The organism is Mesorhizobium montanum (genome assembly GCF_033977145.1).
In the GTDB taxonomy this organism is placed as follows: Bacteria; Pseudomonadota; Alphaproteobacteria; order Rhizobiales; family Rhizobiaceae; genus Mesorhizobium; species Mesorhizobium montanum.
Genome location: NZ_JAVIJF010000028.1, coordinates 1 through 26,393, shown reverse-complemented (window position 1 = coordinate 26,393; position 26,393 = coordinate 1). Strand labels below are relative to the sequence as shown.

The 26,393-nt window shown below is 59.9% G+C and carries 28 protein-coding genes and 3 pseudogenes; 14 read left to right on the top strand and 17 right to left on the bottom strand.

The features are described from left to right. Positions 1-36 precede the first annotated feature (36 nt). Positions 37-345: pseudogene (locus RFM68_RS29335) on the top strand (HoxN/HupN/NixA family nickel/cobalt transporter); the annotation flags it as partial. Between the two features lie 49 nt (positions 346-394). Then, positions 395-1,795 carry a metal-dependent hydrolase family protein gene (locus RFM68_RS29330; RefSeq protein WP_320236491.1) on the top strand — a complete coding sequence of 467 codons (1,401 nt, stop codon included), beginning with the start codon at positions 395-397 and terminating at the stop codon, positions 1,793-1,795. A 47-nt stretch (positions 1,796-1,842) separates the two neighbouring features. Here the strand turns inward: RFM68_RS29330 and larB are convergent, their stop codons facing one another. The 6 genes from larB to RFM68_RS29300 are packed head-to-tail and all read right to left on the bottom strand — an operon-like array spanning position 1,843 to position 6,937. Next, entirely contained in the window at positions 1,843-2,526 is a 684-nt protein-coding gene (gene larB, locus RFM68_RS29325; protein ID WP_320236490.1) for a nickel pincer cofactor biosynthesis protein LarB, read from the bottom strand. Continuing rightward, positions 2,523-3,329, bottom strand: coding sequence for an ATP-dependent sacrificial sulfur transferase LarE (gene larE / locus RFM68_RS29320; protein WP_320236489.1), 807 nt, complete (start codon positions 3,327-3,329; stop codon positions 2,523-2,525). The genes larB and larE overlap by 4 nt, the downstream gene beginning before the upstream one ends. Beyond that, positions 3,316-4,614 carry a nickel pincer cofactor biosynthesis protein LarC gene (gene larC, locus RFM68_RS29315; RefSeq protein WP_320236488.1) on the bottom strand — a complete coding sequence of 433 codons (1,299 nt, stop codon included), beginning with the start codon at positions 4,612-4,614 and terminating at the stop codon, positions 3,316-3,318. Before larC ends, larE begins: the two co-directional genes overlap by 14 nt. Before the next feature lie 16 nt (positions 4,615-4,630). After that, the gene (gene larC2 / locus RFM68_RS29310; protein WP_320236487.1) at positions 4,631-5,161 is read right to left on the bottom strand and encodes a nickel pincer cofactor biosynthesis protein LarC2; all 531 of its coding nucleotides are present in this window, start codon (positions 5,159-5,161) and stop codon (positions 4,631-4,633) included. Further along, positions 5,161-6,036, bottom strand: coding sequence for a hypothetical protein (locus RFM68_RS29305; RefSeq protein WP_320236486.1), 876 nt, complete (start codon positions 6,034-6,036; stop codon positions 5,161-5,163). Before RFM68_RS29305 ends, larC2 begins: the two co-directional genes overlap by 1 nt. After that, positions 6,011-6,937 (bottom strand): hypothetical protein, encoded by a 927-nt coding sequence (locus tag RFM68_RS29300; RefSeq protein WP_320236485.1) that lies wholly within the window; start codon positions 6,935-6,937, stop codon positions 6,011-6,013. Before RFM68_RS29300 ends, RFM68_RS29305 begins: the two co-directional genes overlap by 26 nt. Positions 6,938-7,446: 509 nt before the next feature. Between RFM68_RS29300 and RFM68_RS29295 the strand changes: the two genes are divergently transcribed. After that, positions 7,447-7,785, top strand: a complete 339-nt coding sequence (locus tag RFM68_RS29295) for a carboxymuconolactone decarboxylase family protein (RefSeq protein WP_320236484.1) — start codon at positions 7,447-7,449, stop codon at positions 7,783-7,785. Positions 7,786-8,116: 331 nt separating this feature from the next. Here RFM68_RS29295 and RFM68_RS29290 read toward each other — a convergent pair whose 3' ends face one another. From RFM68_RS29290 to RFM68_RS29265, 6 genes are all read right to left on the bottom strand, one after another. Then, on the bottom strand, positions 8,117-8,896 hold the full coding sequence (locus tag RFM68_RS29290) for an amino acid ABC transporter ATP-binding protein (protein WP_430694972.1): 780 nt from the start codon (positions 8,894-8,896) through the stop codon (positions 8,117-8,119). A gap of 11 nt (positions 8,897-8,907) precedes the next feature. Next, positions 8,908-10,197 (bottom strand): amino acid ABC transporter permease, encoded by a 1,290-nt coding sequence (locus tag RFM68_RS29285; protein ID WP_320236483.1) that lies wholly within the window; start codon positions 10,195-10,197, stop codon positions 8,908-8,910. 1 nt (position 10,198) lies between these two features. After that, positions 10,199-11,440, bottom strand: a complete 1,242-nt coding sequence (locus tag RFM68_RS29280) for an amino acid ABC transporter permease (RefSeq protein ID WP_320236482.1) — start codon at positions 11,438-11,440, stop codon at positions 10,199-10,201. A 113-nt stretch (positions 11,441-11,553) separates the two neighbouring features. Beyond that, on the bottom strand, positions 11,554-12,570 hold the full coding sequence (locus tag RFM68_RS29275) for an amino acid ABC transporter substrate-binding protein (RefSeq protein WP_320236481.1): 1,017 nt from the start codon (positions 12,568-12,570) through the stop codon (positions 11,554-11,556). A gap of 113 nt (positions 12,571-12,683) precedes the next feature. Continuing rightward, complete coding sequence (locus RFM68_RS29270; protein WP_320236480.1) at positions 12,684-13,157, bottom strand: RidA family protein; 474 nt, start codon at positions 13,155-13,157, stop codon at positions 12,684-12,686. Positions 13,158-13,167: 10 nt separating this feature from the next. Continuing rightward, complete coding sequence (locus tag RFM68_RS29265) at positions 13,168-14,406, bottom strand: MalY/PatB family protein (RefSeq protein WP_320236479.1); 1,239 nt, start codon at positions 14,404-14,406, stop codon at positions 13,168-13,170. A gap of 116 nt (positions 14,407-14,522) precedes the next feature. Between RFM68_RS29265 and RFM68_RS29260 the strand changes: the two genes are divergently transcribed. Further along, positions 14,523-15,410 (top strand): LysR family transcriptional regulator, encoded by an 888-nt coding sequence (locus tag RFM68_RS29260; protein WP_320236478.1) that lies wholly within the window; start codon positions 14,523-14,525, stop codon positions 15,408-15,410. Between the two features lie 86 nt (positions 15,411-15,496). On the opposite strand, the gene RFM68_RS29255 is transcribed toward RFM68_RS29260, so the two are convergent. Genes RFM68_RS29255 through RFM68_RS29245 form a run of 3 tightly spaced genes read right to left on the bottom strand, consistent with a single transcriptional unit; the run spans position 15,497 to position 16,624 of the window. Further along, positions 15,497-16,177, bottom strand: coding sequence for a cupin domain-containing protein (locus RFM68_RS29255; protein WP_320236477.1), 681 nt, complete (start codon positions 16,175-16,177; stop codon positions 15,497-15,499). Next, positions 16,164-16,376 carry a hypothetical protein gene (locus RFM68_RS29250; protein WP_320236476.1) on the bottom strand — a complete coding sequence of 71 codons (213 nt, stop codon included), beginning with the start codon at positions 16,374-16,376 and terminating at the stop codon, positions 16,164-16,166. The genes RFM68_RS29255 and RFM68_RS29250 overlap by 14 nt, the downstream gene beginning before the upstream one ends. A gap of 50 nt (positions 16,377-16,426) precedes the next feature. After that, on the bottom strand, positions 16,427-16,624 hold the full coding sequence (locus RFM68_RS29245) for a hypothetical protein (protein ID WP_320236475.1): 198 nt from the start codon (positions 16,622-16,624) through the stop codon (positions 16,427-16,429). A gap of 802 nt (positions 16,625-17,426) precedes the next feature. Here RFM68_RS29245 and RFM68_RS29240 point away from each other — a divergent pair. The 9 genes and pseudogenes from RFM68_RS29240 (at position 17,427) to RFM68_RS29205 (ending at position 23,754) form a co-directional block, all read left to right on the top strand. Beyond that, complete coding sequence (locus tag RFM68_RS29240; RefSeq protein WP_320236529.1) at positions 17,427-17,771, top strand: MocE family 2Fe-2S type ferredoxin; 345 nt, start codon at positions 17,427-17,429, stop codon at positions 17,769-17,771. Positions 17,772-17,773: 2 nt separating this feature from the next. Continuing rightward, positions 17,774-18,811 carry a sterol desaturase family protein gene (locus RFM68_RS29235; RefSeq protein WP_320236474.1) on the top strand — a complete coding sequence of 346 codons (1,038 nt, stop codon included), beginning with the start codon at positions 17,774-17,776 and terminating at the stop codon, positions 18,809-18,811. 99 nt (positions 18,812-18,910) lie between these two features. Beyond that, positions 18,911-19,738 (top strand): annotated as a pseudogene (locus RFM68_RS29230) (zinc-binding dehydrogenase); the annotation flags it as partial. Between the two features lie 3 nt (positions 19,739-19,741). Continuing rightward, positions 19,742-20,605: a sugar phosphate isomerase/epimerase family protein gene (locus tag RFM68_RS29225; RefSeq protein ID WP_320236528.1), complete on the top strand. Its 864-nt coding sequence runs from the start codon at positions 19,742-19,744 to the stop codon at positions 20,603-20,605. 1 nt (position 20,606) lies between these two features. Next, positions 20,607-21,827, top strand: a complete 1,221-nt coding sequence (locus RFM68_RS29220; RefSeq protein WP_320236473.1) for an NAD(P)/FAD-dependent oxidoreductase — start codon at positions 20,607-20,609, stop codon at positions 21,825-21,827. Between the two features lie 80 nt (positions 21,828-21,907). Continuing rightward, positions 21,908-22,075: a hypothetical protein gene (locus RFM68_RS29215; RefSeq protein WP_320236472.1), complete on the top strand. Its 168-nt coding sequence runs from the start codon at positions 21,908-21,910 to the stop codon at positions 22,073-22,075. A gap of 325 nt (positions 22,076-22,400) precedes the next feature. After that, positions 22,401-23,168 (top strand): IS66 family transposase, encoded by a 768-nt coding sequence (locus RFM68_RS29210; RefSeq protein WP_430694971.1) that lies wholly within the window; start codon positions 22,401-22,403, stop codon positions 23,166-23,168. A gap of 9 nt (positions 23,169-23,177) precedes the next feature. Continuing rightward, positions 23,178-23,402 (top strand): IS66 family transposase, encoded by a 225-nt coding sequence (locus RFM68_RS33700; RefSeq protein WP_430694970.1) that lies wholly within the window; start codon positions 23,178-23,180, stop codon positions 23,400-23,402. 220 nt (positions 23,403-23,622) lie between these two features. Continuing rightward, positions 23,623-23,754 (top strand): hypothetical protein, encoded by a 132-nt coding sequence (locus RFM68_RS29205; protein ID WP_320236471.1) that lies wholly within the window; start codon positions 23,623-23,625, stop codon positions 23,752-23,754. Here the strand turns inward: RFM68_RS29205 and RFM68_RS29200 are convergent. Together RFM68_RS29200 and RFM68_RS29195 are read right to left on the bottom strand one after the other, a co-directional pair. Next, the gene (locus tag RFM68_RS29200) at positions 23,749-24,954 is read right to left on the bottom strand and encodes an IS91 family transposase (protein ID WP_320236470.1); all 1,206 of its coding nucleotides are present in this window, start codon (positions 24,952-24,954) and stop codon (positions 23,749-23,751) included. The genes RFM68_RS29205 and RFM68_RS29200 overlap by 6 nt on opposite strands. 13 nt (positions 24,955-24,967) lie before the next feature. Continuing rightward, positions 24,968-25,849, bottom strand: coding sequence for a site-specific integrase (locus RFM68_RS29195; protein WP_128314742.1), 882 nt, complete (start codon positions 25,847-25,849; stop codon positions 24,968-24,970). 358 nt (positions 25,850-26,207) lie between these two features. Here RFM68_RS29195 and RFM68_RS29190 point away from each other — a divergent pair. Then, positions 26,208-26,393, top strand: a pseudogene (locus tag RFM68_RS29190) (IS6 family transposase); the annotation flags it as partial.

Sequence of the window (26,393 nt, the reverse complement as noted above, 5' to 3'; positions counted from 1 at the left end):
TATGGGCGAGCACCTCATTCGTAGGTGCTAGGCCCTGCCGACATGCTCGGCCTTCGACATGCATTTGACGCAGACCATATTGCGGCAACAGACAATGTCGTGCGCAAGCTCACACACGAAGGCAAACACCCGTTTTCGGTCGGCTTCTTCTTTTTGCTGGGCCATTCCAGCATCGTCGTTCTGGGTTACTTGGTCATCGCAGCCACCGGGAACCAGCTTTACGTCTTCCAAGACATTGGCGGCGTCATCGGCACATCGATTTCTGCACTGTTCCTGCTGGTGATTGGATTTGCCAACCTGCTTGTCCTGAGAGGCATTTGGGCGGGGTTTTCGCGAGCGCGTCAACCACACGCATATCTCCTTCACACCCAGCCAGCACAAAGAATGAGGAAACATGCCCGCGGAGGATTTGATCCTGGCCAATGCCAGGATGCTTGACGGAAACGGCTTCGCCGGGGCGTCGGAATCGTGGCTGCGCATCGCGGATGGCGTGATCGCGGAGATCTCCGAGAAGCCGATCTCGTCAGAGGCGGCGCGCACCATCGACCTGAAGGGCCGCACCCTGATGCCAGGGCTTATCGACTGCCACGTACATGTGACGGCGATCACCGTCGACCCTGGCCGCACGGCGATGCTTCCGGACGTGACGGTCGCCTTCGGCGCGGCGCGCATCATGAAGCAGATGCTGATGCGCGGCTTCACGACGGTGCGCGACGTCGGCGGGGCGACGCGGCCGCTGGCCCAGGCTGAGGAAGCCGGCCAGATCGAGGGACCGCGTCTCGTCTTCTGCGGCAAGGCGCTCTCCCAAACCGGCGGTCACAGCGACTATCGCGGCTTCCTCGACAACCGCAGCGCCGAGTCCCAGACCTACCGTCTCGGCGCGATGGGCCGGGTCTGCGACGGCGTCGACGCCGTTCGTCACGCTGCCCGCGACGAAATCCGCCAGGGGGCTCAGTTCATTAAGGCGATGGCTAATGGCGGCGTGTCGTCGCCGACGGATCCCATCAACTTCCAGCAGTTCTCAATATCAGAGCTGGAGGCCATCGTCGAAGAGGCGGCGAACGCTCAGACCTATGTCTCCGCGCATCTCTACACCGACGAGGCGATCTCGCGTGCCGTGCGGTGCGGTGTGCGCTCGGTTGAACATGCCAACTTGATCGAGCCGGCGACAGCGCGCCTCATGAAGGAACGCGGCGCTATCGCCTGCCCCACACTGGTGGCCTACGAAGCGCTGCACAAGGATGCCAAGGCGCTGGCCCTGCCGGACGTGTCCGTCGCGAAGCTCGATGACGTCCGGCTGCACAGCCGAGGCTCGCTCGAAATTCTCCAGAGGGCCGGGGTGACGATAGCGTTCGGCACCGATCTCCTGGGCGAACTGCACAGGTACCAGTCCGACGAATTCACCATACGCGCCGAGGTGCTGCCGCCGATCGAGGTGATCAGGTCCACGACGTGCTATGCGGCCGAGTTGCTGCGCATGACCGGCAAGGTCGGATCGCTCCAGGTCGGCGTCTTCGCCGACCTTATCGCCGTCGACGGTGACCCGCTGGAGAACATGTCGCTGCTCGGCGGCCAGGGCGACCACCTATCCCTCATCGTGAGGGCCGGACGCGTGGTAAAGAACACCATCGACGACAATGGCTGTCCCGAGCAGAACCGGCTGGCCGTTGACAACATTCCAAGCTCAGATCCAGGCCACGATAGTTGCGATGATCGGAAAACCATAAACGGTGGCGATTTTTGCCTTGGCGCGAAAAGTTGGTCGTCGAAAAGACTGCGGGAGAGAGCTCCCTGAGCTCCTGGATAAATTCACAATCGGACTATGCAACGACGCAACCTTCGTCAGCCATTCGGAGCGGCTGCAGTTCGCCGGATCATATTCAAAACACGGAATGCGGCACATGCCGCGCCGTACCCGTTGTCGATGTTCACGACCGCAAGTCCGGGTGCGCAGGAAGCCAGCGCCGCGTGGAGGGCGGTTTCTCCTCCGTTCGAAACCCCATATCCGGTCGAGGTGGGCAGGCAGATGATCACGCCGGGCACGAGCCCGCCCAGTACGCTTGGGAGGGCGCCATCCATGCCGGCGACCGCCACAATGACTGGAAAGTTCCGCAATTCGTCGACCCTCTCCAACAACCGCCACAGGCCGGCCACGCCGATATCGATGAATTGCTTCGTCGCGGCACCGAGATAGGTGAGCGTTCGCGTAACTTCGGCCGCCTGCGGCATGTCCGAGCTGCCAGCCGATACTACCGCGATCCGAGGCGGTTCCAGTTCGGCAGGAGCGGTCCAGTTCAGGTAAGCCGTCCTCGAGACGGGATCGTAATCCAGCCTTTCGCGATAAATGGGCGCCATGCGACCAAAAACTTCGGGATCGAGACGCGTCATTAGGCAGCGCGCCCCGCGCTCCAGCACCCGGTCCACGATGTCGGTAAGCTGGGCATCGGACTTCCGAGCGCAAAGGATGGCCTCATCAAAGTCCAGCCGCTCAGGACGCTGAAAGTCCAATCTAATCTGTTCGTTCATGCGCTTTGTTCCCGCAAGAAGGCGCTGCCCCGGACATAAGCCTGGAAATGGATGGGCGGCGGACCGTCGAAAGCATCAGCGATTTTGCGAGCGAGTTCCACCCGATCGGCGTCTGACAGCCGCGACAGCGTAGTTTCATCCAGTTCGACAACGACCGCGGTCTGACGGACGCGGCAACGAACCGTGTTCGGCGAAAGCTCGCGCCTGACCAGCATCTCGACCTGATCGACGGCGCGCAGCGCCTGGGGTTCGATCCGGAGGGTCGTTTCGATGCGACTCGAAAGGCAGGGTGACGAAGGCAATTCGGCGAGGTCATTCAAGCCATGCGCTGCCGCCATCGCCCTCACGTCGGCCTTGGACATGCCGGCCTCGACAAAGGGGTGGCGCACGCTATTGGCCTCGGCTGCCTTGAGACCGGGCCGCCAGTCGCCCAGATCATCTGCGTTGGTTCCGGAAAAGAGCTGCGCGTCCGATAGCGACGACAATGCGCCGTAGAGATTCGACTTGCAGAAGAAGCAACGATTGGAAGGATTAGCCAGATAGCGTTCGTCCCTAAATTCCCCTGCGTCGATGACCCGCAGGTCCCAACCATGGCGCGCCGCATAGTCCCTGACCCGTTCGGTCGCGCTGACCGGGACCGCGGCCGAGGCGGCGTGGAACATGGTCAGGTCTGCGCCCAACCGGAGATGGGCCACGAAAGCCAGAGTCATGCTGTCAACGCCACCGGAGACGGCCACAGCCGCGGGATGGGCGCTGTCGAACACCGCGTCGAGACGGCCCAAGAACGCTTCAGTGGTGGTCATGGCTTTTCTCCAGCGCCTCTGCCTCCGCGCAGCGGCGCAACCCAGACCGGGCCTTGTGGCTCTGACGAAGGGCTTGCAAATCATCCATCTCTGCCTTGGCGGTCGGCCCGCCGGGACGATCGGCGATCTTCACCCTCATCCCGTCGCTGGTCGTGACCGCCTGCCGCGGCAGGATGGTGCGGGCCTCAGTACGGCTGCGCAGGCCAAGCGTCGTGGTCTGCCGGAAGCAGAGTGCACCGCTTGCCTCAATCGAATCGGGACGCGTGAGTATCTGAACAGAGGCCATCATCCGTCCCTTCTTGCCGAAGACCGGCGACTGGATCACATCGATGACGCCTTCGGCTGCACGAATATGATCAAGGGCAACCGCCAATTCCTCACCGGTCTGGTCGTCGATTTCGAACTGGATGACTCCGATCCGTTCCTGCACCGCGGCTTCATCGGTGAATGCAAGAACCCGGAGCACGTTACTCATCCCAGGTAAGTGCCGGGCGCCAAAGCCGATTCCGGTGCGATCGAGCACATGGGGGGAGGAGCCAACACTGGTCGAGGGACTGAGATAGCGCAGGATCGCCGCTCCCGTCGGCGTGATACGTTCGCCAGCGCGTCCGTCGTCATGAAAGGTAAATCCGCGCAGCAGTAAAGTCGTGGCAGGAGCTGGAACGGGCAGCCGGCCATGGTCGGTTTCCACCCAGCCGCGTCCGAGCGGGAGCGAGCCGACCGACCAGCTTGCTTCGCCCACCGCCTCGATCAGTGTCGCCGCGGCCACGATGTCGGCAATTGAATCCCAGTTGCCGACTTCATGAAAGGCTACGTCGTCCACATCCTTGCCATGAACCGCGGCTTCGGCCAGGGCGAGCTCATGGAAGATCGCGATTGCGGCGCGTTTAACGGTTGCGTCCAAGCTGCTTGCCTCAAGCATCGCACGAAGGTCGCGCCAATGGGTGTGATGATGGTGCGAGTGGCGCTCGCCATGGACGTGCTCATGGTGATGTTGGGCATGCCGCTCGTCATGGTCATCATGTTCGTGGGCATGCCCATAAGCATAGTGACTGGCATGAGATCTGGCGGCCTCCTGTACGGAGCCCATTTTTGTGACATCAAAGCGGCTGCCGGTCAGCACGCCGTCGTTATGCGACCGCACCACAGCCTCTACGTCGTCTTGCAGGCCGGCAAGACGAAGGTTTTCTTGCACGACTTCAGCCAGATCGGGCCAGGCGTCCAATATCGCGGCGACGAACATATCGCCGGCAATGCCGCCCAGGACATCAAGATGAATATGCATCGGGCCTCTCCATCCTTTATCGATCCGCAAGCTGCAGACCGGACAGATCGACGCGCAGGGTCTCGCCCGGCTCAGTCGATCCTACGGTGGTCTCAATCGCTGCCTTGAGCGCTGCTAGCGACAGCGGTAGCTTGTCTTGGATCTGCGCGGATATGGCGACAAGATCGTCGTGTTCGGCCTTTGCCCGCATGAACATACCCTCGTTGAGGATGCGTTTTAGGCGTAGGGGAAAGCTTCTTGCGCCACCTGCCCACTTCAGTTCGAGCTGCGTCCGATAGCGTCGAACGTCGAAGTGCTTGTGTTGTGATTCCAGAACGCGGTAGCCCCAAATCCCCAAATCACCAACGAGAAGGGAGGCAAATTCCGGCTCGTCCTCGGCGTTGATGTCGACCAACAGCACATAGGCTGGGCGGCCTTTCTTGCCGAGACTGGAAAGGAGCTGGACATTTTTGGCGCCCATCTCGGTCATCTTGTCGATGACATGCCCGAGCAACTCGCCGGGCGCATCATCGATCTGGGCCATGAGGAGAATGACGCCGCCTGCCATCAGAGCGCCATGGATTCGACTGCGACCAGAGCCGCAGCCTCTGCCTTGGCCTTCGTGCCCGGAATGCCTGCGGAAATCAGGCCTGCCGATTGGGCCTCGCTGGCGGCGTCCGAAGCGGTCATTTTGCCCATCGCGGCAGCGACCACGGCGGGGATTGTGACGTTCATGATCACATTGCCAGCGAGCAGCAGTTCACTTGCGATCGGCGCGAGCGCCGTCAGGAACGGTGCGCGTTCCTTGCCGATCCCCTGCGCGACTTCCGGAATGACGGCATTGATGATGCCCTCCATGTGGATCGTTTCGTCGCCGACGGTCACTTCGGCATCAAGCGCCGGATCGAAGGCAAGCCAACGTGCAGCCATCTTGCTCGAGCGCCGCGCTCCCTTGCCGATCCTGGTGAAATGGACCTTGATATTGGTGCCCTTCACTTTGCTCAGGAATTCAGAGCCGCGCGCCTCCACCAGAAGCTGACGTTCCTCGTCCATCGCACGCACGATTTCGGCAACGCTCCTACCGGCCATGAGATCGTCATAGCTGCGCGCCGCACGGGCATGCAGGGCCTTGGTGACCATAGGGGTGGAGGACATGATCAGCGCTTCGGTCACCGGCCCGTTGCAAATCTGGGTAGCCTTTCGGGCAACGATATTCATCGCCACCATTGCGGTCTCCGGGTCGAAGCTGAAGCCGAGCCGCCGATCGCGCAAAGCCCGCGCCACGCTCTGTTCCGTCGATCCGTCTTGCAACAGGCACATCAGCGCAATGACCGCATCGCCGCAGACGTGGCCGAGCGGCGGATTGACCGGACCCGCGCCGGCGCCGCAAATCCCCTCTTCGAAGACCGAGATGATTTCATCGAGCGCCATGATGCCGATCACAGTGGGACCGCCGATATCCTTCAGGATCAGTCCGAGATCGCCGATCAGCCTTGCGGTCTCGACTTCCTTGCCTGTGATGCGGACATGCACTTTCTCCGGCAGTACGAGCGGCCGATCGTCCGGCCACAAACGCACTGGTGACTTTGCCATAGGGGCCGTACTCCTCTGCCACGTCGGCATCCGGATGGATGATCTCCAGGATCGCTGCCGCGCCAAAAAGTGCTGAGAGGAATTTCTGGCTGGGCATGCCAGCACCGGACATGGCATCCATCATCGCTTTGGTTCCGATAGCTGCACCCTTTTCGGCCATGCCGGGGAAGATGAAATCCTCGCCGAGGGCTCCGTGGCCGACCATCACCCCGCCACCAACGCCTTCCGGGATGTCGCGGCCTTGAATTGGCGAGAGTTCTCCCTTCATCATCGCATCGTAAACCGCGGCAACCGCCGCGAATCCCGAGATCTTGTTGTTCATCTTGGCCGTTGGCACTGCCGCTAGGCCGGAACGGCTGACCCCCGCAATTATCCGCGCGGAAGAACCGAGCTTTCGGTTGCCTGCTGGGATGCCAACCTGTGCATTGGCGCCGCACAGATAGAGGAGCGTTGCTGCGATCAGCGCCGCATTAGCGCCGTCTGCGCCCGCTGCCTTTGCAACCGCGATGCTCTTCGCCAGGAGGTCGTCAATAGGCTGGCGCACCGCGTCGGCGAATTTGACCTCCGGACTCACGCCACGACGAAGTTCAGCAGCGATGACGTTGCAGGCAGCAACCACCGGAATATTGAGCATTCCGTGCCCGCCAGTCAGCGCCTCGACCCGGTCGCTGGTCAGCCAGCCGGGATTGGCGTTGGCGGCCATGACCGAAGCCAGGATAACCTTTTCCCTTTGCGCAGACGCATCCGTCATTATTTGGTCTCTCCGTTATGAGCGGGCCGGACGAGTAGCTGTCACGGGCCTTTGCAACTGGCACCTCGAAGCGATTGGGAGTTCCGTTTGGTCCAGAAGGACCATCCGCTCACCGTGCCATTGTCGCTCGACACATTGCACTTGGCATCGCCGGTGATCATGCGGCGTCGTTAAGAAGAGATATCACGGCCGCGTTATGACCTTAAGCGTCAATATTTCATGGGTGCGTGAGCAATATTCATAATGGTTGCGCATTACCCTCATGACGGCGCGCATCGCTCTCGACATGGCGGGCGCGCCGCCAATGGTGACGCGCAGCACTCGTACAGGAGGCGAGGAAGCGCGCATGTGAGGTGCGCTATTGAATGACGCCTTCTCATGCATCCGTGAAAACATACCATTTCTGCCCACGAAGCTTCACGGATATGCCTGCACCGCTGCGGGCGGTATCTGCACGTTTTGCTTGGAAATTGCCTGGTCGCGGTCCCAATTTCATGGAGAAGTTTCGAATGCTCGAGTGGGCAAAATACCGGAAGCAACTGTCGTCGCGGGTGAGTGAGTTGGGGGGCCTATCCCCTGCAACCCTTGACGGCGTTCGAACTCTCGGCGGCGCGGGCCAGAAGACCGGCCGCCTGGATGCCAGGACCCGCGAGTTGATAGCGCTTGCAGTCGCGGTCACGACACGTTGCGACGGCTGTATCGCCAGCCACACGGCCGAAGCTGCAAAAGCTGGCGCAACGCGGGAGGAAATTGCTGAAGCGCTTGGTGTTGCCATCGCTTTGAATGCGGGAGCAGCCCTGGTCTATTCCTCGCGTGTCCTTGACGCCTTCGACACTGTTAACGGCTGATAGCCTTAGCTCGAAAACAGGCGGGGAAGGACGCAGACTGTCCCCGCCTTTGTATGCGCGAGCTCACCCGAAGTCGCAGTCACCGAAGTGCGCACGTTTCGCGATCTTCGGAACGCAGGAGATCCAGGAGGTCTTTTTCCTCTTGTGGAGGAGGCCGGTCGTCTCTCTGCTGCGAACCCTCGGTCGCCGCCTCGCTCCTCGTATTCCGACAACTTAAAGCCTCTGCAATGCCGGCCGGAATAGATCTCCGAGCTACGTTGAGATCGCCGCTGATGCCTTAGAGGTCTCAGTAAAGTGTGGTGCCGGCGCGCCAGGGCGCTGGCGCCGTTGCTCAGTGGCCCAGGATCTGCCCGAGGAAGGTGCGCGTGCGTTCCGATTGCGGCGCGCGGAAGAATGCCTTCGGTTCGTTCTGCTCCACGATCTGGCCCTGATCCATGAAGATCACCCGATCCGCCACCGCTTGGGCAAAACCCATTTCGTGCGTGACGCAGAGCATCGTCATGCCCTCTTCGGCGAGCGTAATCATCGTATCGAGCACTTCCTTGATCATCTCCGGATCGAGAGCCGAAGTCGGTTCATCGAACAGCATTATGCGTGGCTTCATGCACAGAGACCGCGCGATCGCCACGCGCTGCTGCTGACCGCCCGAGAGCTGACCCGGATACTTATGCGCCTGATCCGGTATCCTGACCTTCTCGAGGAAATGCATGGCGATCTCTCGGGCTTGCCTTTCTGGCACCTTGCGGACCCAGATCGGGGCGAGGATGCAATTCTCGAGGATAGTCAGGTGCGGAAAGAGATTGAAGTGCTGGAACACCATCCCGACTTCGCGGCGGACTTGCTCGATGTTCTTCAGGTCGCTTGTCAATTCGATCCCATCGACGAAGATTTTGCCTGATTGATGCTCCTCGAGCCTGTTGATGCAGCGGATCATCGTCGATTTGCCGGAGCCGGATGGCCCGCAAATGACGATCCGCTCTCCACGGCGCACCGTCAGATCGATGTCTCGCAAGGCATGAAAATCACCGTACCACTTGTTCATGGATGTGATCTCGACAGCCGTTTCTGAAAGGCCGCTTTCGCGTGAAAGGCCGCGCAGCATCTTGGTCATGCACATTTCTCCTAACGATGATCTGTCTTCAGCCGGCGCTCGAGATGCATCGAATAGCGCGACATGCCGAAGCAGAAGATAAAGAACACAGCTGCGATGAAGATGAAGAGTTCCCAATAGATCCCTTGCCACTCCGTATTGGCGCGGATGGCCGCGGCAAGAGCGATTGGATCGAGAAGACCGATGAACATGACAAGCGTCGTGTCCTTGAAGAGGCCGATGAAAGTATTCACGATTCCCGGAATTGAGATCTTGAGAGCCTGCGGCAGGATGATGAGACGCTGGGCCTTCCAATAATCCAGGCCGAGAGCTTCCGCGGCCTCATACTGGCCGCGTGGCAGGCCCGCCAACCCGCCGCGGATGACCTCGGCCATGTAGGCGCTGGCAAAGAGCGTCACCATGATCACGACGCGCAGGACGAGATCGAAGTTGGTGCCGGGCGGCAGGAAGTAGTTCAGGAGCAGCGATGCGGTGAACAGCAGCGTGATCAGCGGCACGCCACGAATGAATTCGATGAACACGACGCTGAGCATCTGGATGAGCGGCAGACTGGAGCGACGGCCAAGCGCGAGCAGGATCCCGAGCGGCAATGACATTGCGATTCCCGTCACGCCGATGATGATCGAAAGCAGAAACCCGCCGATCTCGCGCGAGGGGACTGCCTCGAGGGCGATCGGAAAGACGCTATTTGCGCCTGACGAAAAAGGCTGAGCGGCATAAAGCCACCAAAGCGCCGCGCCGAGGCTGGCGATGCTCACCCCAAGGCCTCGGTTGATTCGTGCCGTCGATGCAAACAGGCCAGCGGCGACAGCGAAACCGAGGGAGACCACAATCTGGAACCACGGGCTTCCGCCCCAGATCAGCCAACACGCAATGCCCGGGTAGGCTGCGCTGAACCAGAGCGCGCGAGACGGCAGTAAACGGAACAGGACCGGCGCAAGTGCGGCGAACAGCAGCGCGAAGGCGAGAACCGGCCGCCAATAAAGCTGCGCAGGATAGAAGCCGAACAGAAGTTGCGGCCAGCGGTCGCGGATGACGCCCCAGCACGCGCCTGGCGCTCCGTTGAGGAGTTGTCGGCATTCGGTGAGTGAGTTGGCTTTCCAGATGGAATTGCCTAGCCAAGGGGCGACGGCCATTGCGAGCCATCCGAGCGCGGTCATCGACGCCACGGTGAGAAGCGTGCTCAGCCAGCCGTCGAAAAGATTCTTCCTTATCCACTCCAGCGGACCATTTTGGCCTGTAGGCCTTGCCGATGGGAGAACCATCTCCTGGCGCACCCAGGATACGCTGCGCAGGTTCATCTTAGCGCTCCTGCAGCCTGACCCGGCTGTTGTAGACGTTCATGACGCCCGAGATGATCAGGCTGATGCTGACGTAGATCAGCATCATCAAAAGCATCGCCTCCAATTCTCGACCGGTCTGGTTGATGGTGATGCCGCCGAGCGTCGAGCGCAGATCCATATAGCCGACCGCCAGTCCGAGCGACGTGTTCTTGGTGATGTCGAGGAATTGCGAAATGAGCGGAGGCACAATGATCCGCAGCGCCTGCGGCAGGATCACCAGCCGCATCGTACGACGTGGAGAAAGCCCAAGCGCATGAGCGGCTTCCGTCTGCCCCCGGGAGATCGCAAGAATTCCGGAGCGAACGTTTTCGGCGATGAAGGCGCCGCTATAGACACTGAGCCCGATCCAGAGCGCAATAAAGGAATTGCGCAGCAACAGGCCACCAGCGAAGTTCAGCCCCTTCAGAGCCGGATACTCAAGATGGAAACCCAGCGCGTAGAGCAGAGCGATTACCGGCACGGCAAAAATGCACGAGCTCTTCCACCAGGTGGCGGGACGTTGCCCACTCACGCCTTGAACCCGTTGAGCGCGTCTGACCAGGCACCGATGAGCGAGAAGCGAAAGGGCGAGCGTGCCGAGGATCGCCGTGTAATTCAGGTCAAGCTCGCCGAATGCGCCCAGGCTGCGGGAGAAATCGGGAACTGGCAGATAGATGCCGCGGTTCGTGACAGCGACGCTGCCCCACAGGACCATGGAGGCCGTCGGGTTCTCACCGCGGAATGCGCTGGGCGTCGGCATGGCCTCCGACATGATCGCCGCGACAACAATGATCCAAAGCAGGGCCGGCACGTTGCGGAAGCTCTCCACATAGACGGTCATCAGACGAGCGACGATCCAGTTGTTGGAAAGTCTGAGCACACCGGCCAATACGCCAAGCACAGTTGCGGTCACGCAGGCCATTGCGGCGACGATCAGCGTGTTCAGCAACCCGACCATAGCGGCACGGGCGTGGGTGCTCGTGCTCGAATACGCGATGGCGTGCGGAGAGATGTCGTAACCTGCCGTGCTCCAGAGGAATCCAAATGAGAAGTTCTTTCCAAGGGCAGCCAGATTGCGGACCGTGTTGTCGACGAGCCAGGCAGCCGTAAGGATGAGCAGGATGAATGCGATGACCTGGATCGTTCGACCTCTATAGCGGCTGTCATTGAAGAGCATGCTCAGGTGAAAGGGCTCGCGGGAAGCCTCGCTTTTCATGGCCATGAGTGATCTCCCTGAAGGTCTGCTGTGCAGCCCTCGGCGTACAGCTGGTGGGTTCTGGGCTAGGGCTGCCGGAAAACGAAAGGCGCGGGACAAGCCCGCGCCTTGAGGCGTTTTCAGCGGAAGGGCAGCGGATACATCAGGCCGCCTTGCGTCCACAGCGCGTTCTGTCCGCGGGCCAATCCGATCGGCGTCTTGTCGCCAACGTTCCTGGCGAAGATTTCGCCGTAGTTGCCAACGGACGCGATTGCCCTTTTAGCCCAGGCAGGATCCAGCCCCAGCATTTCGCCAAGCTTGTCCTCTTTACCGAGCAGGCGATTGACTTCCGGGTTGTCCGTGCCCGCGGAAAGCTTCTCCACGTTCTCGGATGTTATGCCGAGCTCCTCAGCCGCGAGAAGCGCATTCAAGGTCCAGCGCGCCACGTCCGCCCATTGATCGTCGCCCTGGCGGACAAGCGGACCCAACGGTTCCTTCGAAATGACTTCCGGAAGGATGATGTGATCCTGTGGGTTCTTGAAGCTCGAGCGGGTTGACGCAAGATCGGACCCGTCGCTTGTAATCACATCGCAAGCACCGGCCAGGTATTTCTGCTGGACGTCCCCGTTGTTCTCGACGGGAACCGGGTCATACTTCATGTTGTTCTTGCGGAAATATTCCGCAAGGTTCAGCTCGGTGGTGGTCCCGGTCTGAATGCAAACGGTGGCCCCGTTCAGATCCTCGGCGCTCTTCGCACCGAGAGATTTCGGCACCATGAAGGCCTGTCCGTCATAGTAGTTCACACCGGCGAAAGTGAACTTCAGGTCCACATCGCGCGAAAACGTCCAGGTCGTCGTGCGGGACAAAATGTCGATCTCGCCGGAGGCGAGGGCCGTGAACCGCGTTTGCCCCGTCGTGGGCACGAAGGTGACCGCGTTGGGATCTTTCAGGACCGCAGCCGCGACAGCCCGGCAGTAGTCCACGTCCATGCCGTGCCATGCTCCAGACGCGTCCGGAGCGGAGAAGCCGGCCTGGCCGCCAGTCACCCCACAGTTCAGCTTACCGCGCGATTGAACGTCGGCCATCGTGCCGGCCGAAGCGATACCGGCTGTCAGCGTTGCCGCTGCAAGCGTGACAAGAGCGATCGTCATTTTCATTTTCATTCTCCCGGTTTGTGATCCGGCAGCGGTGGCTTTTTTGCCGAATTGTCCGCCACTCGGATCGGTTGAGTTCCCACTTCTTTGGCGTGTTCGGCCAGGACCGAAGGCGCCTATTGTTCTGGAGTGATCTCGATGATGGCTTCGATTTCGACCGGCGCGTTCATCGGAAGTGCCGCCACACCGACGGCGGAGCGGGCGTGCTTGCCCTTCTCGCCAAAGACAGCGACGAGAAGATCGGACGCGCCGTTGGCGACGAGATGTTGTTCCGTGAAATCGGCGTTCGAGGCGACGAAGACTGTGATCTTGACGATCCTGGCGATCCTCTCGAGGCTGCCCAGACAGGTCTTTGCCTGGGCGAGGATGTTCAACGCGCACTGTTTCGCGGCAAGCGCCCCCGCTCCAGTCTCAAGCTCGCTTCCGAGCCGGCCCGCTGCCAGCAATTTGCCTCCGGCGAGCGGCAACTGGCCCGACGTTAGAACGATGCTTCCGGCTTGCGCCACTGGGAGGTAATTCGCTACGGACTTTGCCGCTGCCGGCAATTCGATCCCGAGTTCAACCAGGCGCCCTTCAATCGTTTGAGACATCGGCTCGTCCTTAAACCTCGGCGACGGCGCCGGTTATGCGCCCGATCGCCTCGTCGACGACCGAGCGCGGGCAGCCGAGGTTGACGCGCATGAACCCGTGCCCCTCAATCCCGAACTTCTGACCCTTGTCGAGCCAAACGCGCGCCTTGGTCAGCATGAATCTGTTCAGGGCTTCGGCATCCATTCCGAGGCCGCGGCAATCTATCCACGCCAGGTAGAGGGAATCGGTCGGAAGGACCTTCAGGCGCGGATCCGCATCGTTGATCGCCTTGGCGAAGTGCGCGTGATTGGCCCGCAGATAGGCCAGCATGTCCTGGAGCCACGGCTCGCCATGCGCGTAGGCGGCTTCGGCGGCAACCATCCCCAACACGTTGACCAACTCGAAGACGTTGCGCTCGTACTGTCGGCGCAGCTCTTCCCGCAATCTAGTGTTCGGGACGAACACATTGGCGCTCTGCAGGCCGGGCAGGTTGAATGTCTTGCTCGGCGCCGTGCAGGTGATGCTGTTTTGGGCGAACTCTTCGCCGAGCGAGGCGAACGGGATGTGCTTCTTGGTCGGATCGAGAATGAGATCCTCGTGGATCTCATCGGAAATGACCAGAACACCGTGGCGGGCGCAGATTTCGCCCATCGTCCGCAGTTCACTTTCGGACCAGACGTTTCCGGTCGGATTATGTGGATGGCTCAGGATAAAGATCTTCGTGTTGCCGCGGATGGCAGCCTCGAAAGTCTGCTCGTTGAAGCGATAGCCATCGCCGGTGAATTCGAGCGGCGCATAGGCCAGGTGACGCCCGTTCAACAGGACATCGTTGTGGAAATGCGCATAGACCGGCGGCTGGATCAAAACGGTGTCGCCCGGCGCTGAGAAGGCCTGCACCGCGGTCTTCAGCGTGGTGATGATGCCGGAGGTCTGCAGGATCCATTCCTTGGCGACGTCCCAACCGAAACGTCGCTGCTGCCAGCCGACGACCGCATCAACGTAGGATGCGGTCGCGCCGCCTGGATAGCCGAAGACGCCATGGTCGACCGCCGCATGGAGCGCGTCGATGACAGCTTGAGGCGCCTTGAAATCGGTGTCGGCCACCCACATTGGCAAGGGATCGGCCGCAGCTTCGTCCGGCGCCAGAAGCTTGCTGGCACAGGCCCATTTCATGGAGTTGCTGTTCTTGCGGTCGATAACCTCGTCGAAAATCGACGCGGCCCGCGCATGCTCCGAGCGGAGTTGATGGGCAAGTGCGAGCTTTGTCACAGCGGTTCCTTCCTTGATCCTGGCTCGGCCCTGACGGCCTGATTGACGGAAGGTTAACGGCATTGCATTATGAGCGGAAATGGTATGATTTCATTTACTCATGAGAATAAATCATAATGATCGATCGGCAGCACCTTGCGATCCTGAGAGAAGTAAGCCGTCGGGGAAGCGTCACCGCGGCAGCGGAAAAGCTGAACGTCACCCAGTCGGCCTTGAGCCACACAATCGCCAAGTTCGAGGAACGGCACGGCATCAAGATCTGGATGAAGACGGGACGGGGCCTGCGGTTAACGCAGGCGGGCGAGTACCTGCTGACCGTTGCCGAGCGCGTCTTGCCGCAGATGGAGCATGCGCAGCGGGTCCTGATGGACTTCGCGCTGGGGAGGAGGGGCGCGCTTCGCGTCGGCATGGAATGCCATCCCTGCCAGCGGTGGCTGACGAGAATTGCAACTCCCTATTTGACACAATGGCCCGACGTCGACTTCGACGTGCGCACCGCCTTCCGTTTCGACGGGGTTGAAGCGCTGCTGGGTTTCGAGATCGACCTTTTGATAACGCCGGACCCCGTGGAGACGCCGGAGTTACTGTTCACTCCCGTTTTTGATTACGAGCTGGTGCTCATGGTGCACGAGGCGCATCCACTCGCCGGCCGAGCAGGCGTGCAGCCGCAGGACCTTCTGGACGAAGAGTTGATTACGGTGCCCGTCACGCTGGAGCGCCTGGACATCTACACCCGCTTCCTTGTTCCAGCGAACTGCAGACCCCGTCAGCATCGCACTGCCGAAACCATCGATCTGATGCTGCAACTGGTATGTGCGGGCAGGGGCGTGACAGTTCTTCCCGATTGGCTCCTGCAGGAGGATGCATCCGGACTGCCGATACGAGCACTGCGCCTGGGAGACAGCGGCATCCGGAAGAGCATCAACCTGGGTGTGCGGCGCGGCGAGGAGACGACCTCCTACATCGACGGTTTCCTGAAGCTTGCGCGGGAAATGGGACGCTAATCCCTTGCCGGCGATTGCTCAAATTCAGTTCCGAAATGCAGCCATAACGGTGACCTTCCAGCGCATGAACATCCCCGTCGCAGGCATCAACCTGGCATCGGCAACACGTCGGCGTGCTGAAGGGGACCGTCCTTGATCCAGATCTGAGCGCCGTTCGGCCCAGTCATCGCCTCGAGCGGCTTGCCCGCAGGCAAGCGACCCCAACTTTGCGGTTCCAATTTCTCGCCGCCAACGGTGAGGTCGCCCGACAGCACAAGGAACTCGAGACCCCGGTGATTTTCGACCTTCATGGCGGAGCCGGCCCGCCAGACTTCAGTTGAGACTTGCTCCTCACCGTCGTCGAACAGGACACGCGCTTCTTTGGCGCCCTCGCGCAGCGCTGCTGCTTCACCCTCGCCAGGCCGGCGGACGATCTGCACGTCGTCGCCCTTCCGGAACTGCCAAAGACGGACGAAGATCGTGCAACCGACTGCCGCCGCTGGCACATGCGAGGTGCCTGGCGGGTTGCGGAAATAGCTTCCCGCCGGATAGTCACCATGCTCGTCCTGGAAGGTTCCCTCCAGCACGAGAATTTCTTCGCCGCCGGCATGGACATGGCGCGGAAAGGCACTCCCGGGAGCGTAGCGAACGATGGAAGTCGCCCGAGCAACTTCGCCGCCAACGCGATAGATCATGCGGCGATCGACGCCCGCGGCTGGACTTTGTATCCAGTCGAGCCTGGCAGCGTGCACGATTACCGGTTTCGTCAGATCATCATTGATGCGCATTGGATTGGTCTCCCATCGTCAGGACTATCCGAAACTTCGCGTCGTCAGACCTCATTTTTTGGACCGCTTCGGCGGCTCGCTCCAGCGGCATGGTTTCGATCATCGGTCGCGCTCCCGTCATGACGCCGAAATCCAGCGTCTTCTCGTTTTCGAATGGTGACCCCGTAATCGAGCCGATAATGCCACGTTCGGCGCCCACCAGATATCCCCTCAAGACCGGTAGCGGATCCTTGCCGACGCTGAGTACGATCAGACGCCCCCCGGCGCAAGCGCATGCATCGGCGCGGCGATGGCCGCTGAATTGCCGCTCGTCGCACGGATGGCCTTCGCGCCACCCATGCCGTTCAGCACGTCGGCCGCGTTTTCCTTGTTGGCGTCGATGTAGCGATAGGCGCCGATCTTTCTCGCATCCGCGGCGATATCCTCGCCGCGCCCGACCGCCACCACGCGGAGCCCTCTCTTACGAGAATACTGAAGCACCACGGAGCGAGCCGATTTCGCGCTTTCATGCTCGTCACGCTGCCCAGTCCAAAACGGTGACGCAGCCGGCGCAATCTTTGCTTTCGTCGTCTCTTTCGGAGAGCACATCCTTCTATGATATATTCAGCCTAATCTCTCCCGGTGTCAAATTCAACTCAGAAGCTGCAAGCCAAACGAAAGATGAAAAGGCTTCGAATGCCTCAAGAGCAATGAAAAATGCGAAATCATAACATCGATGAGACATTGAATGTTCCGATCGGATCAGCAGACCCGACCGGGTATCGGGCCTCGGGCTCTTACCGAGAGAGGCGGAACTCTACGAGGTAGACTTGGAAGGCCATTCCATCCGACCTTGCATTCCGAGTAGGAATGCATCGGAATGATTTATTTCATTTGATCTCCTTAGGCATAAGCACCAACGTTGAGGTGCTTCGCCGTGGCAAATGCCACCCGGGCCGACCCAACGAGATCAACGACGAATGCGCAGTATCTACCCTTTGGTCCTCGCCTGGCTCGCCGTAACTGGACCGTCGCCGGCATGTGCGGGCGCCCCTTCGGCCTCCGGCAATTGCCCATCAGATACGTGCCCTGTCGCACGAGCCGCGCGGAATCCTATAGTATTGTACAAGTCCAACAGCATAAACAAGCCGTTTCGCGCGACTTGGTCTTCATATTACGGCGTCTTGAATAACGCCCATGTATTCGTGAGCACGTTTCCTATGGTGCTGCTTGGCCGATCAGATTTGCTTGGAGATTTCCGAACGTGTTGATGCAGGAAAATTGGACCGACGTCTGCAGCGTGGACGACATTGAGCAAGGGGGTGTCATCCGATTCGATCACGCCGGTAAAACTTATGCGGTCTATCGGTCTGCTGACGACCGGTATTACGCAACCGACGGACTTTGCACCCATGAACGGGTGCATCTCGCCGATGGTTTGGTCATGGGAGATGAAATCGAGTGCCCCAAACATATGGGCCGTTTCAGCTATGTGACGGGCCGAATAAAGGGCCCGCCGGTCTGCGTTAATCTCACAACTCATCCGGTCAAAGTTGAAGGGGGGCGCGTCTACATCGGGTGTCCGCTAGAGCTAGACAAAATGAAGGTGGAGTAACAATGGAGACGAACGATATCGCGCCAAATCGAAACAAGGGGAGAACTGCAGACAAGGAGCGCCGGACCGAATGGCAGCCTGTTCATTTCTTGCAAGGGCCGCCGAAATTGTGGCCGATCCGCCCGCTTGGAATCGTGAAATGGTTGTACCACTATCTCGTACCGTGGAATCTGTTCTACCTAGCGGTTTCCGTCGTTGTTATGGTCTACCTGACGCCAAGCATGGCAACGATGAAGACGTTCCGCTGGGACTGGATCGCTTTCATATTCGCGCGCAATTGCACGCTTCTAATCGTATTTGTCAGCTGCCTGCATGTTCCTCTTTATGTCAAAAAGGTCCAGGGTTTCGATCGCAAGTATAATGGCCGCTGGCTCGCCAGAAATAATCCGAACTTCCTGTTCAAAAATCAGCTTTTAGATAATTTATTCTGGACCTTTACCAGTGCGGTACCGGTCTGGACTGCCTATGAGGTCCTGACGTGGTGGATGTTCGCAAACGGATATATCCCCTACGTGTCGTTGAGCGAGCATCCAGTCTACTTCTTGGCAGTTTTGTTTGTGACGCCGTTATTCCTGGGTGTTCACTTTTACCTCATTCACCGGCCAATCCACTGGCCATTCCTGTACCGGTGGGTGCATTCTGTTCATCACGCGAATGTCAACGTCGGCCCGTGGTCGGGCCTGTCAATGCATCCAGTCGAACTCATCCTCTATTTTTCTGGTGTCCTGATCCACTGGATCGTTCCCTCGCATCCGATCCATGCCATGTTGAATTTGATGATTAACAGCCTTTCGACAGCTAAAGGCCACGCCGGCTTTGAGAAGTTGATTATCAAGGACGGCATCGAGATTCCGATGGAAGACTACTACCACTATCTTCATCACCGCTATTTCGAGTGCAACTATAGTGTGGGTGGTATAATGAACGTCGACGCTTGGTTCGGAACGTTTAACGACGGCAGCCCCGAGGCTATGGAGAAGATGAACCGCCGCGTCATAAGCCGTCAGCAGAAGGCGCAGAGCGAAGGCCAGTCTTCCTGACCACACAAACAGCGACCGAAGCGGATCGGTCGCTGTCGTCTAGCAGGGCCCTGAATCGGCCCGCCTTTCGATCACCTGTTTCCTAAACGTGAGGTCACGATGGACGTTTGCGCCGCCGTTGCTGTCGCCGCCGGAAAGCCGCTGGAAGTCATGGAGATCGATCTCGACAGTCCGCGCGAGGGCGAGGTGGTGGACGAGATCAAGGCAGCCGGCATCTGCCATACCGATGAATTCACCCTGTCGGGGGCGCTGATCCCGAAGGCCTGTTTCCGGCCATTCTCGGTCATTAAGGCGCCGGCTTGGTGGTCGATGCTGCCCGAGATCGCGGTGGCCAAGGTCAATCCCGGCGCCCCCTTCGACAAGATCTGCTACATCGGCTGCTGCGTCACCACCGGCATCGGTGCCGTGATCAGCGCCGCCAAGGTCGAGCAAGGCGCGACCGCCGTCGTCTTCGGCCTCGGCGGCATCGGGCTGAATGTCATCCAGGGATTAAAACTTGCCAGCGCCGACATGATCATCGGTGTCGACTTGAACAACGAAGGCCTGGGGCGAGAAGTTCGGCATGACGCATTTCGTCAATCCGAAGGAGATCGACGGCGATATTGTGCCTTACCTCGTCAACATGACCAAGCGCGGCGCCGACTACACGTTCGATAGCACCGGCAAAACCACGGTGATGCGCCAGGCAATAGATGCCGCGCATCGCGGCTGGGGCAAGTCGGTCATCATCGGCGCCGCCGGCGCCGGCCAGGAGATTGCGACGCGGCCGTTCCAACTGGTCACCGGCCGCACCTGGATGGGCACCGCCTTCGGCGGCGCGCGCGGCCGCACCGACGTGCCGAAGATCGTTGACGGTACATGGACGGCGAGATCCAGATCGACCAGATGATCACCTACACGCTGAGGCTCGAAGACATCCAAGGAGGGAGCATGGCACAGAAATTGGCGGTACTTCAGTCACTATGGGCGATGGAGCGCCGGCATACCCAAGAATCGGAGCGCTCACTGGAGGCGAACATCGCCATGATAGCGAGCGCCGGGTATGCAGGCATAAGCACGTCATGTGTCAACACTGCCGCTGTCAGACGGATCATCGATTGCGTGCGGGGGCAAGGGATGGTCATAGAAGGGATGTGCTTTCCCGCTACCGTCGATGACCTAAAGCCATGCCTAGAACTGGCGACAGAAATGGGTATCCATCACCTTGACTTGCAGCCGGACGTCCGGCCGAGGACCGTCACGGGGGGGCTCCGCCTCATCGAAGGATGGAGGCGGCTTGCAGAGCAGGTCGATTTTCCCGTTCTGATCGAAACTCATCGCGACAGGATGACGACCGACCTTTACTTCGTGCTCGACCTGCTGGATCAAATGCCCGACTTGCCTCTGTTGGCCGATCTCTCGCACTTTCTGGTAGGGCGGGAATTTGCCTGGCCTGTTTCCGCAGAACACCATGAAATGATCCATCGGGTCCTCGACAACAGTTGGGCCTTGCACGGCAGGGTCGCTTCCCGAGAGCAGGTGCAGATCGAGATATCTTTCCCGCACCACCGGATGTGGTTGGATCTCTTCCTCGACTGGTGGCGGTACGGTGTCCTGAGCTGGCGCAGACGCGCCGAGCCCGATGCGACACTGTGTTTCACCTGCGAACTAGGCCCGAAGCCCTACTCAATTACCGGGCGAGACGGAAACGACACGACGAATCGCTGGGAGGAGGCGCTCACGCTCAAGGCGGCTATTGAGGATCTGTGGACGGCCGCGGTCGACGAGACTGCGCCCGTAGCAACTGGAGCCTAGAGTGGCAGACAGCGGGATGGTGATAGTTGGGGCCGGTCAGAGCGGCGTTGCCGCAGCGTTTGAGCTGCGTAATGCCGGCTGGCAAGGCTCTATCACACTGATTGGCGATGAAGTTCATTTACCCTATGAGCGGCCCCCGCTGTCGAAGGAACTGCTGGCCGACAACTTTCAGCCAGTGTTCTTGTTCACCGGGCCTGACTTTGTCAGAGCCAACATCACTCTTGTGCGCAACCATGTTGCCAGGATTTTGCCAGATGAGCATCTTATCGCCCTGAAAACAGGAGGCTCGGTCGGATACTCAAAGCTTTTGCTGGCCCTCGGTGCCGAGCCACGCACGCTGCCAGTTCCGCTGGCAGGCAAGGCCAGGGTTTTCACGCTCCGCACGTTTGACGACGCCCTTCGGCTCAGAGAAGCTCTTGCTGGAGCTCGGAAGATAATTGTCCTCGGTGGCGGCTTTATCGGCTTGGAAATTGCGGCGACTGCAGCCAGCAATGGTAAAGATGTTACCATTTTGGAAGCAGGCGCCAGGATTCTCACGCGTGGGGTTCCAGAACAGGTCGCAGCGCTGATCGTCGATCGCCACATCAAGGAAGGAGTTCAAATAATCTGTGGGGTCAGAGTTACTCAAATCCAGCACAACGAAGGCCAAACCCTTGCCCAAACCGAAGGCGACGGCCCGTTCGGCGCAGATCTCGTGATCGCTGGCATTGGGGCGATTCCAAACGTCGCTCTCGCGGAGGCGGCAGGTCTAAGAATAGACAATGGCATTGTCGTTAATGAACGGCTGCAGACGTCAAAGGGGGATATCTTTGCCGCAGGCGATTGCTGTTCATTTCCCCATTCTTTATTCGAAAACCAGCGTTTTCGGCTTGAGGCCTGGAACAATGCTCGGCTCCAGGGGGAGGTCGCGGCCAAGAATATGATGGGAGCTGCGATCACCTACAGCGCAGTACCCTGGTTCTGGTCAGATCAGTTCGACTGCAGTTTGCAGATCGCCGGGATCCCGACCATGGCGGCAAGGGAAGTACAACGAGCAACCCAAAACGCCTACATGTCATTTCACCTAAATCGCGAAAATCGCTTGATTGGGGCATGCGGCTTCGGAAGTCTCGGTTCGATCGCTAAAGATATTCGGGTATCTGACATTCTTATTGGGCGTCGTATGAGAGTAGAACCATCGTCACTGAGCGACCCTTCCTTTCAGCTCAAATCTCTCTTATGATGAAAAGGGAGGTCCCGCCGTTCAAAGTTACAAGATTTTCCTATAGCAGAGTTCTTATGACTGTGGTCAAAGAGTGATGGATGAACTTTTCCGCAATCGACTATCTCGGGCCGGGTCTTTACCTGCTGTGCGGAGGATTTCGGGTTCTGGGTGGTCAAAGTGTCGTTCCTTCCGCCTCTGAAGCGGATGTGGATCCGGGTCTCTCCCTCGGCCTGGAACTTGAGCAATGTGATGTCTCGACGAGATAGGCAAGGAGCCGCTTGCGTTCTCGGTTCGGCAAGGTGGGGTCGCACCAGACAGTTTTGAAATCGGCCGTCATGGCGATCAATCGATCACGGATTGCATCGTCGAGTGTCGCTCGGTATTCGCGCAGAGCGCTCTCCCTTTACAAAAGGATCGAGTGCGGTCGCTTCATCTGGTCAACAGTTGATGACGAAGTAGTATCAGTATATCCTGCAAAACTGAGCTAAATGTTGTCCGGGATAGACGGACGGAATCCTCAGGAAACATACCGCCCAATCCGGGCTTGTAGTATTTTTAATTGAAAAACAAGGAAATGTGATTCAACGGCGCATGACTTCAAAGCCGGTTGATCTGCCCTCGGATCTTGCCAGCGCCTATATGGCGCTGCTTGCCGAGCGTGAGACGCTGCAGGCTGAATGCGATGTGGCTGTCGCAGATGCTGGGAACTGGCAGGTGAAAGCCGCCAACGCGCAGGCCATGTTGTCCGACAACGAGCCGCTGATTGCGCATCTCGAGCTGCGCATCGAGAGGCTGAAACGCGATCTGTACGGGCAGCGCTCCGAGCGCACGGCAAGGCTGATCGAGCAGTTGGACTTGCAACTCCAAGACCTCGCGACGTCGGCGAGCGAGTATGAGCTTGCCGCAGCCGCCGCGGCGGCGAAGACCCAGAAAGTGCGTTCCTTCACGCGCAAGCGGCCGGTGCGTAAACCCTGGCCAGAGAATATCGAGCGCGAGCGCGTCGTCATCGAGCCTCCCACTGCCTGCGGCGGATCGCGGCTGTCCAAGCTGGGTGAGGACGTGACCGGAACGCTGGAGGAGATTCTGCGCCGCTTCAAGTCATTGAAACGGTCCGGGAGAAATTTACGTGCCGGGATTGCGAGGCGATCACCCAGCCGCCGGCGCCATTCCATGTCACGCCGCGCGGCTTCATCGGCCCACAGCTGCTGGCGACCATCCTCTTCGACAAGTTCGGTATGCACATCCCGCTCAACCGGCAGAGCACGCGAGTCAAGTGAGAGGGCATCGACATGCCGACCTCGACACTGGCCTTTCAGGTTGGTCACGGGACCTTTGCCCTCATGCCAATCTTCAACCTGATCGAGGCTCATGTGTTCGCGGCCGAGCCTTCATGGCGACGACACGGCAATCCGCGTGTTGGCAAAGAGCAAATGCACAACAGGCCGTATCTGGACGTATGTGCGCCACGATCAGTCATTCGGCGGCGCCGCGCCGCCGGCGGCGGTCTATTATGCCTCGAGCGACCGACGCGGTGAGCACCCACAAAAACATCTGTCCCGGTTCGCCGGAATATGGTCAGGTGAGCATATTTGAGAGCGTTTTTAGGTTGGCGGCGCTGTCGTGAGTGGCTCCCATGCGAGCGCCGGCATTAGTTGCGCCGGTAAGCTAAAAACGTGTTGGACGAAGCCGTGGGCGCGACGTTTCTGCTTTGGGTTTTGAATGCTTCGCCCTTGCGCATGCTGGCGCTGATTTGCCCGAGGCACGTAACCAATCGCAGCCTCATGATGAACAGTCCACGTCAAAGCGCGTCGTCGTGAGACGCAAGGACGACAAGAACGAAGTGTCGACCAGCCAATTCGGCAAGTCCGGCAACAAGGTGCCCGTTGCCCGCCGCGGCGGGCAGCATGTCGAACCGGCGATGGTTGCGTGCAGCCGCTCGTCATGACGTATCCGAAAATGGCACGGTCCTTGACGCCGCCGGCTCCAGCACCTCGACGCATACCATCAGCCCCTGGTGGCAGGTCGGGCACTCGCGCAGGGATCTTCCGGTCAGCTTCTCGACCTTGTCGCGATAGTCGGCGCTGTCTTTTGGTTCGGCCTGTGCATCGGCTTGCGTCATCCCAAGCAGGTCGCGGCAGCGGGCGAGCTTCTCCTTGCGATGGCGGTTGCCCAGGAGCCCGTAATATCGGATGCGCTTGAACCCGTTGGGCAGAACGTGGACCAGAAAGCGTCGGATGAACTCGCCGGCCTCCAGCGTCATCACCTTCTGCCGGTCACCGTCGCGGTAGTCTTTCCAGCGAAAACGGACCTTGCCGTCCTCGATGTCGACGATGCGGCTGTTGGCTATCGCCACGCGGTGCGTGTAGCGCCCGACATAGGTCAGCACCTGCTCGGCACCGGCAAAGGGGGCCTTGGCGAAGACCACCCAGTTGATGCCGCGCACCTGGTTCAGATAACGGCGGAATGCGGCGGCGTCGCTGAGCCCCGACAATGACGAGAAGAAGCATAGCTTGCCGGCCGTGAAGGCCTTCTGCAGCTCTTCCAGGAACAGCCGGCGAAACAGTCGCGAGAGCACGGCCACCGGAAGGAAGAAGCCGGGACGGCATGCTATCCACCGGCTCCCGTCCGGCGACAGCCCGCCGCCCGGGACGACGCAGTGGAGGTGGGGGTGATGGGAGAGGTTTTGCCCCCAGGTGTGAAGCACTGCGAAGAACCCGATCTGGGCGCCGAGATGCTTGGGATCCGCAGCGATGGTACGCAACGTCTCGGCGGTCGCGCGGAACAGGATGTCGTAGACCGCCGCGGGATTCTGGAAGGCGATCGCCGCGATCTCGTCGGGCACGGTGAAGACGACATGGAAATATTGCGTGTCGAGAAGTTCCGCCCGGCGCGCTTCGACCCAATCCGCGCGCGCGAGCGATTGGCACTTGGGGCAGTTGCGCGACCGGCAGCTGTTATAGGCGATCCGTCGCTCGCCGCAGCGATCGCATTGTTCGACATGGCCGCCGAGCGCCGCCGTCCGGCAGCGCTCGATGGCAGTCATGGCCGCGCGCCGTTCGGTCGACAGCGACGCCCCATGCTGCTCACGCCATGCAGCACCATAGCGACGGAATACATCCGCCACCTCCGGACCCGATCGCCCCATAATGGGACGGCCGTCAGAAATGTTCGGGCGGTAGCGCTGGTGCCGGCTTGGGCACCGGCCGTGGCAACAGCTCCAGCGGGCTCGTCGCCGCGCAGACCTTGCTGGTTGCGATCCGCAGGTATTGCGCGGTGGTCGACAGGCTGCGGTGGCCGAGCAGGAGCTGGATGGTGCGAAGATCAGTGCCGGCCTCGAGCAGGTGACAGGCGAAGGCATGTCTCAGGGAATGAGGGGTTACAGGCTTGGTGAGCTTCGACAAACGGTGCGCCTTGCGACAAGCAAGTTCGACCGCGCCGGTTGTTATTGGCACGTCCTCGAAGGCACCGGGAAACATCCACGTCTTCGGCCGCAGGGCTCGCCAATAGTCGATCAACGTCTCCAGCAGCCGGGCCGACAACATGACGTAGCGGTCTTTCTGGCCTTTGCCCTGATCGACCCGCAGTACCATCCGCTGTCGATCGATGGCCTCCGGCCTCAGGTGCACCGCTTCCGAAATGCGCAGGCCGGCGGCGTAGCATGTCGTCAGGATCGCCTGGTGCTTCAGGCTCTCCACGCAGCCGAGGAAATGCAGCACCTCTTCGGGGCCGAGGATGACGGCAAGCGTCTTCGGCACCTTGGGACACGGAATGATCAGATCGAAATCCCATTCGAAGCCGAGCGTGACGCGATACAGGAAACGGAGCGCCGAAACGGCCACACTGATCGACCCCGGCGCCAGCTTCTTCTCATTTGTCAGATGGATCTGGTAGGTGCGGACATCTTCCGGCCCGAGCAAGTCAGGCGACTTTGCGAAATGACGGGCAAACTGCGAAACCTGCAGCAGATACGAGTCCTGTGTATGCAGCGACAGGTTGCGGATCTGCATGTCGTTCATCATGCGTAGTCGAAGCGGCGTCATTGAAGGCTCCTTGAGAGTGACACTGCGCGTGTGGGCAGCAGCACACCTTGCCTCAAGCAAGCCTCTGTGAATGCGGGCGGCTACGTCCGGCCAATCATGCCAGGATGCCTCGCTTCCGTCTGATCAATGACCTCCGTGCAAGCCCTCTCCCGCGAAGCGGGTTCGTCCAAGCCGCCTAATCGCGAGGTGGCGGTAATGTGAAGGAATGTCACCGGATCCGGGATTGATGCCATTTCTGATTGACTTTCCTTCGCATCATCCCGCCCAGCGTGCTGCCGAACGGCTTGGGCTGGGCGGAGTTCGGCCAGGGCGTTATTGACTTAACTCGCGTTCAGGGATTTGCGGCATAGACCATGGCATGAACGCCGCGACCGTCAGCTACAAGCGCCATCGTTTCCCGCCGCAGATCATCGCCCATGCAGTCTGGCTTTACTACAGGTTCCCCTTGAGCCAGCGTCTGGCCGAAGAAATGCTGCTGGAGCGCGGGATCGTGGTTTCGTATGAGACAATCCGCCGGTGGGGCATGAAGTTCGGTCCGGATTAC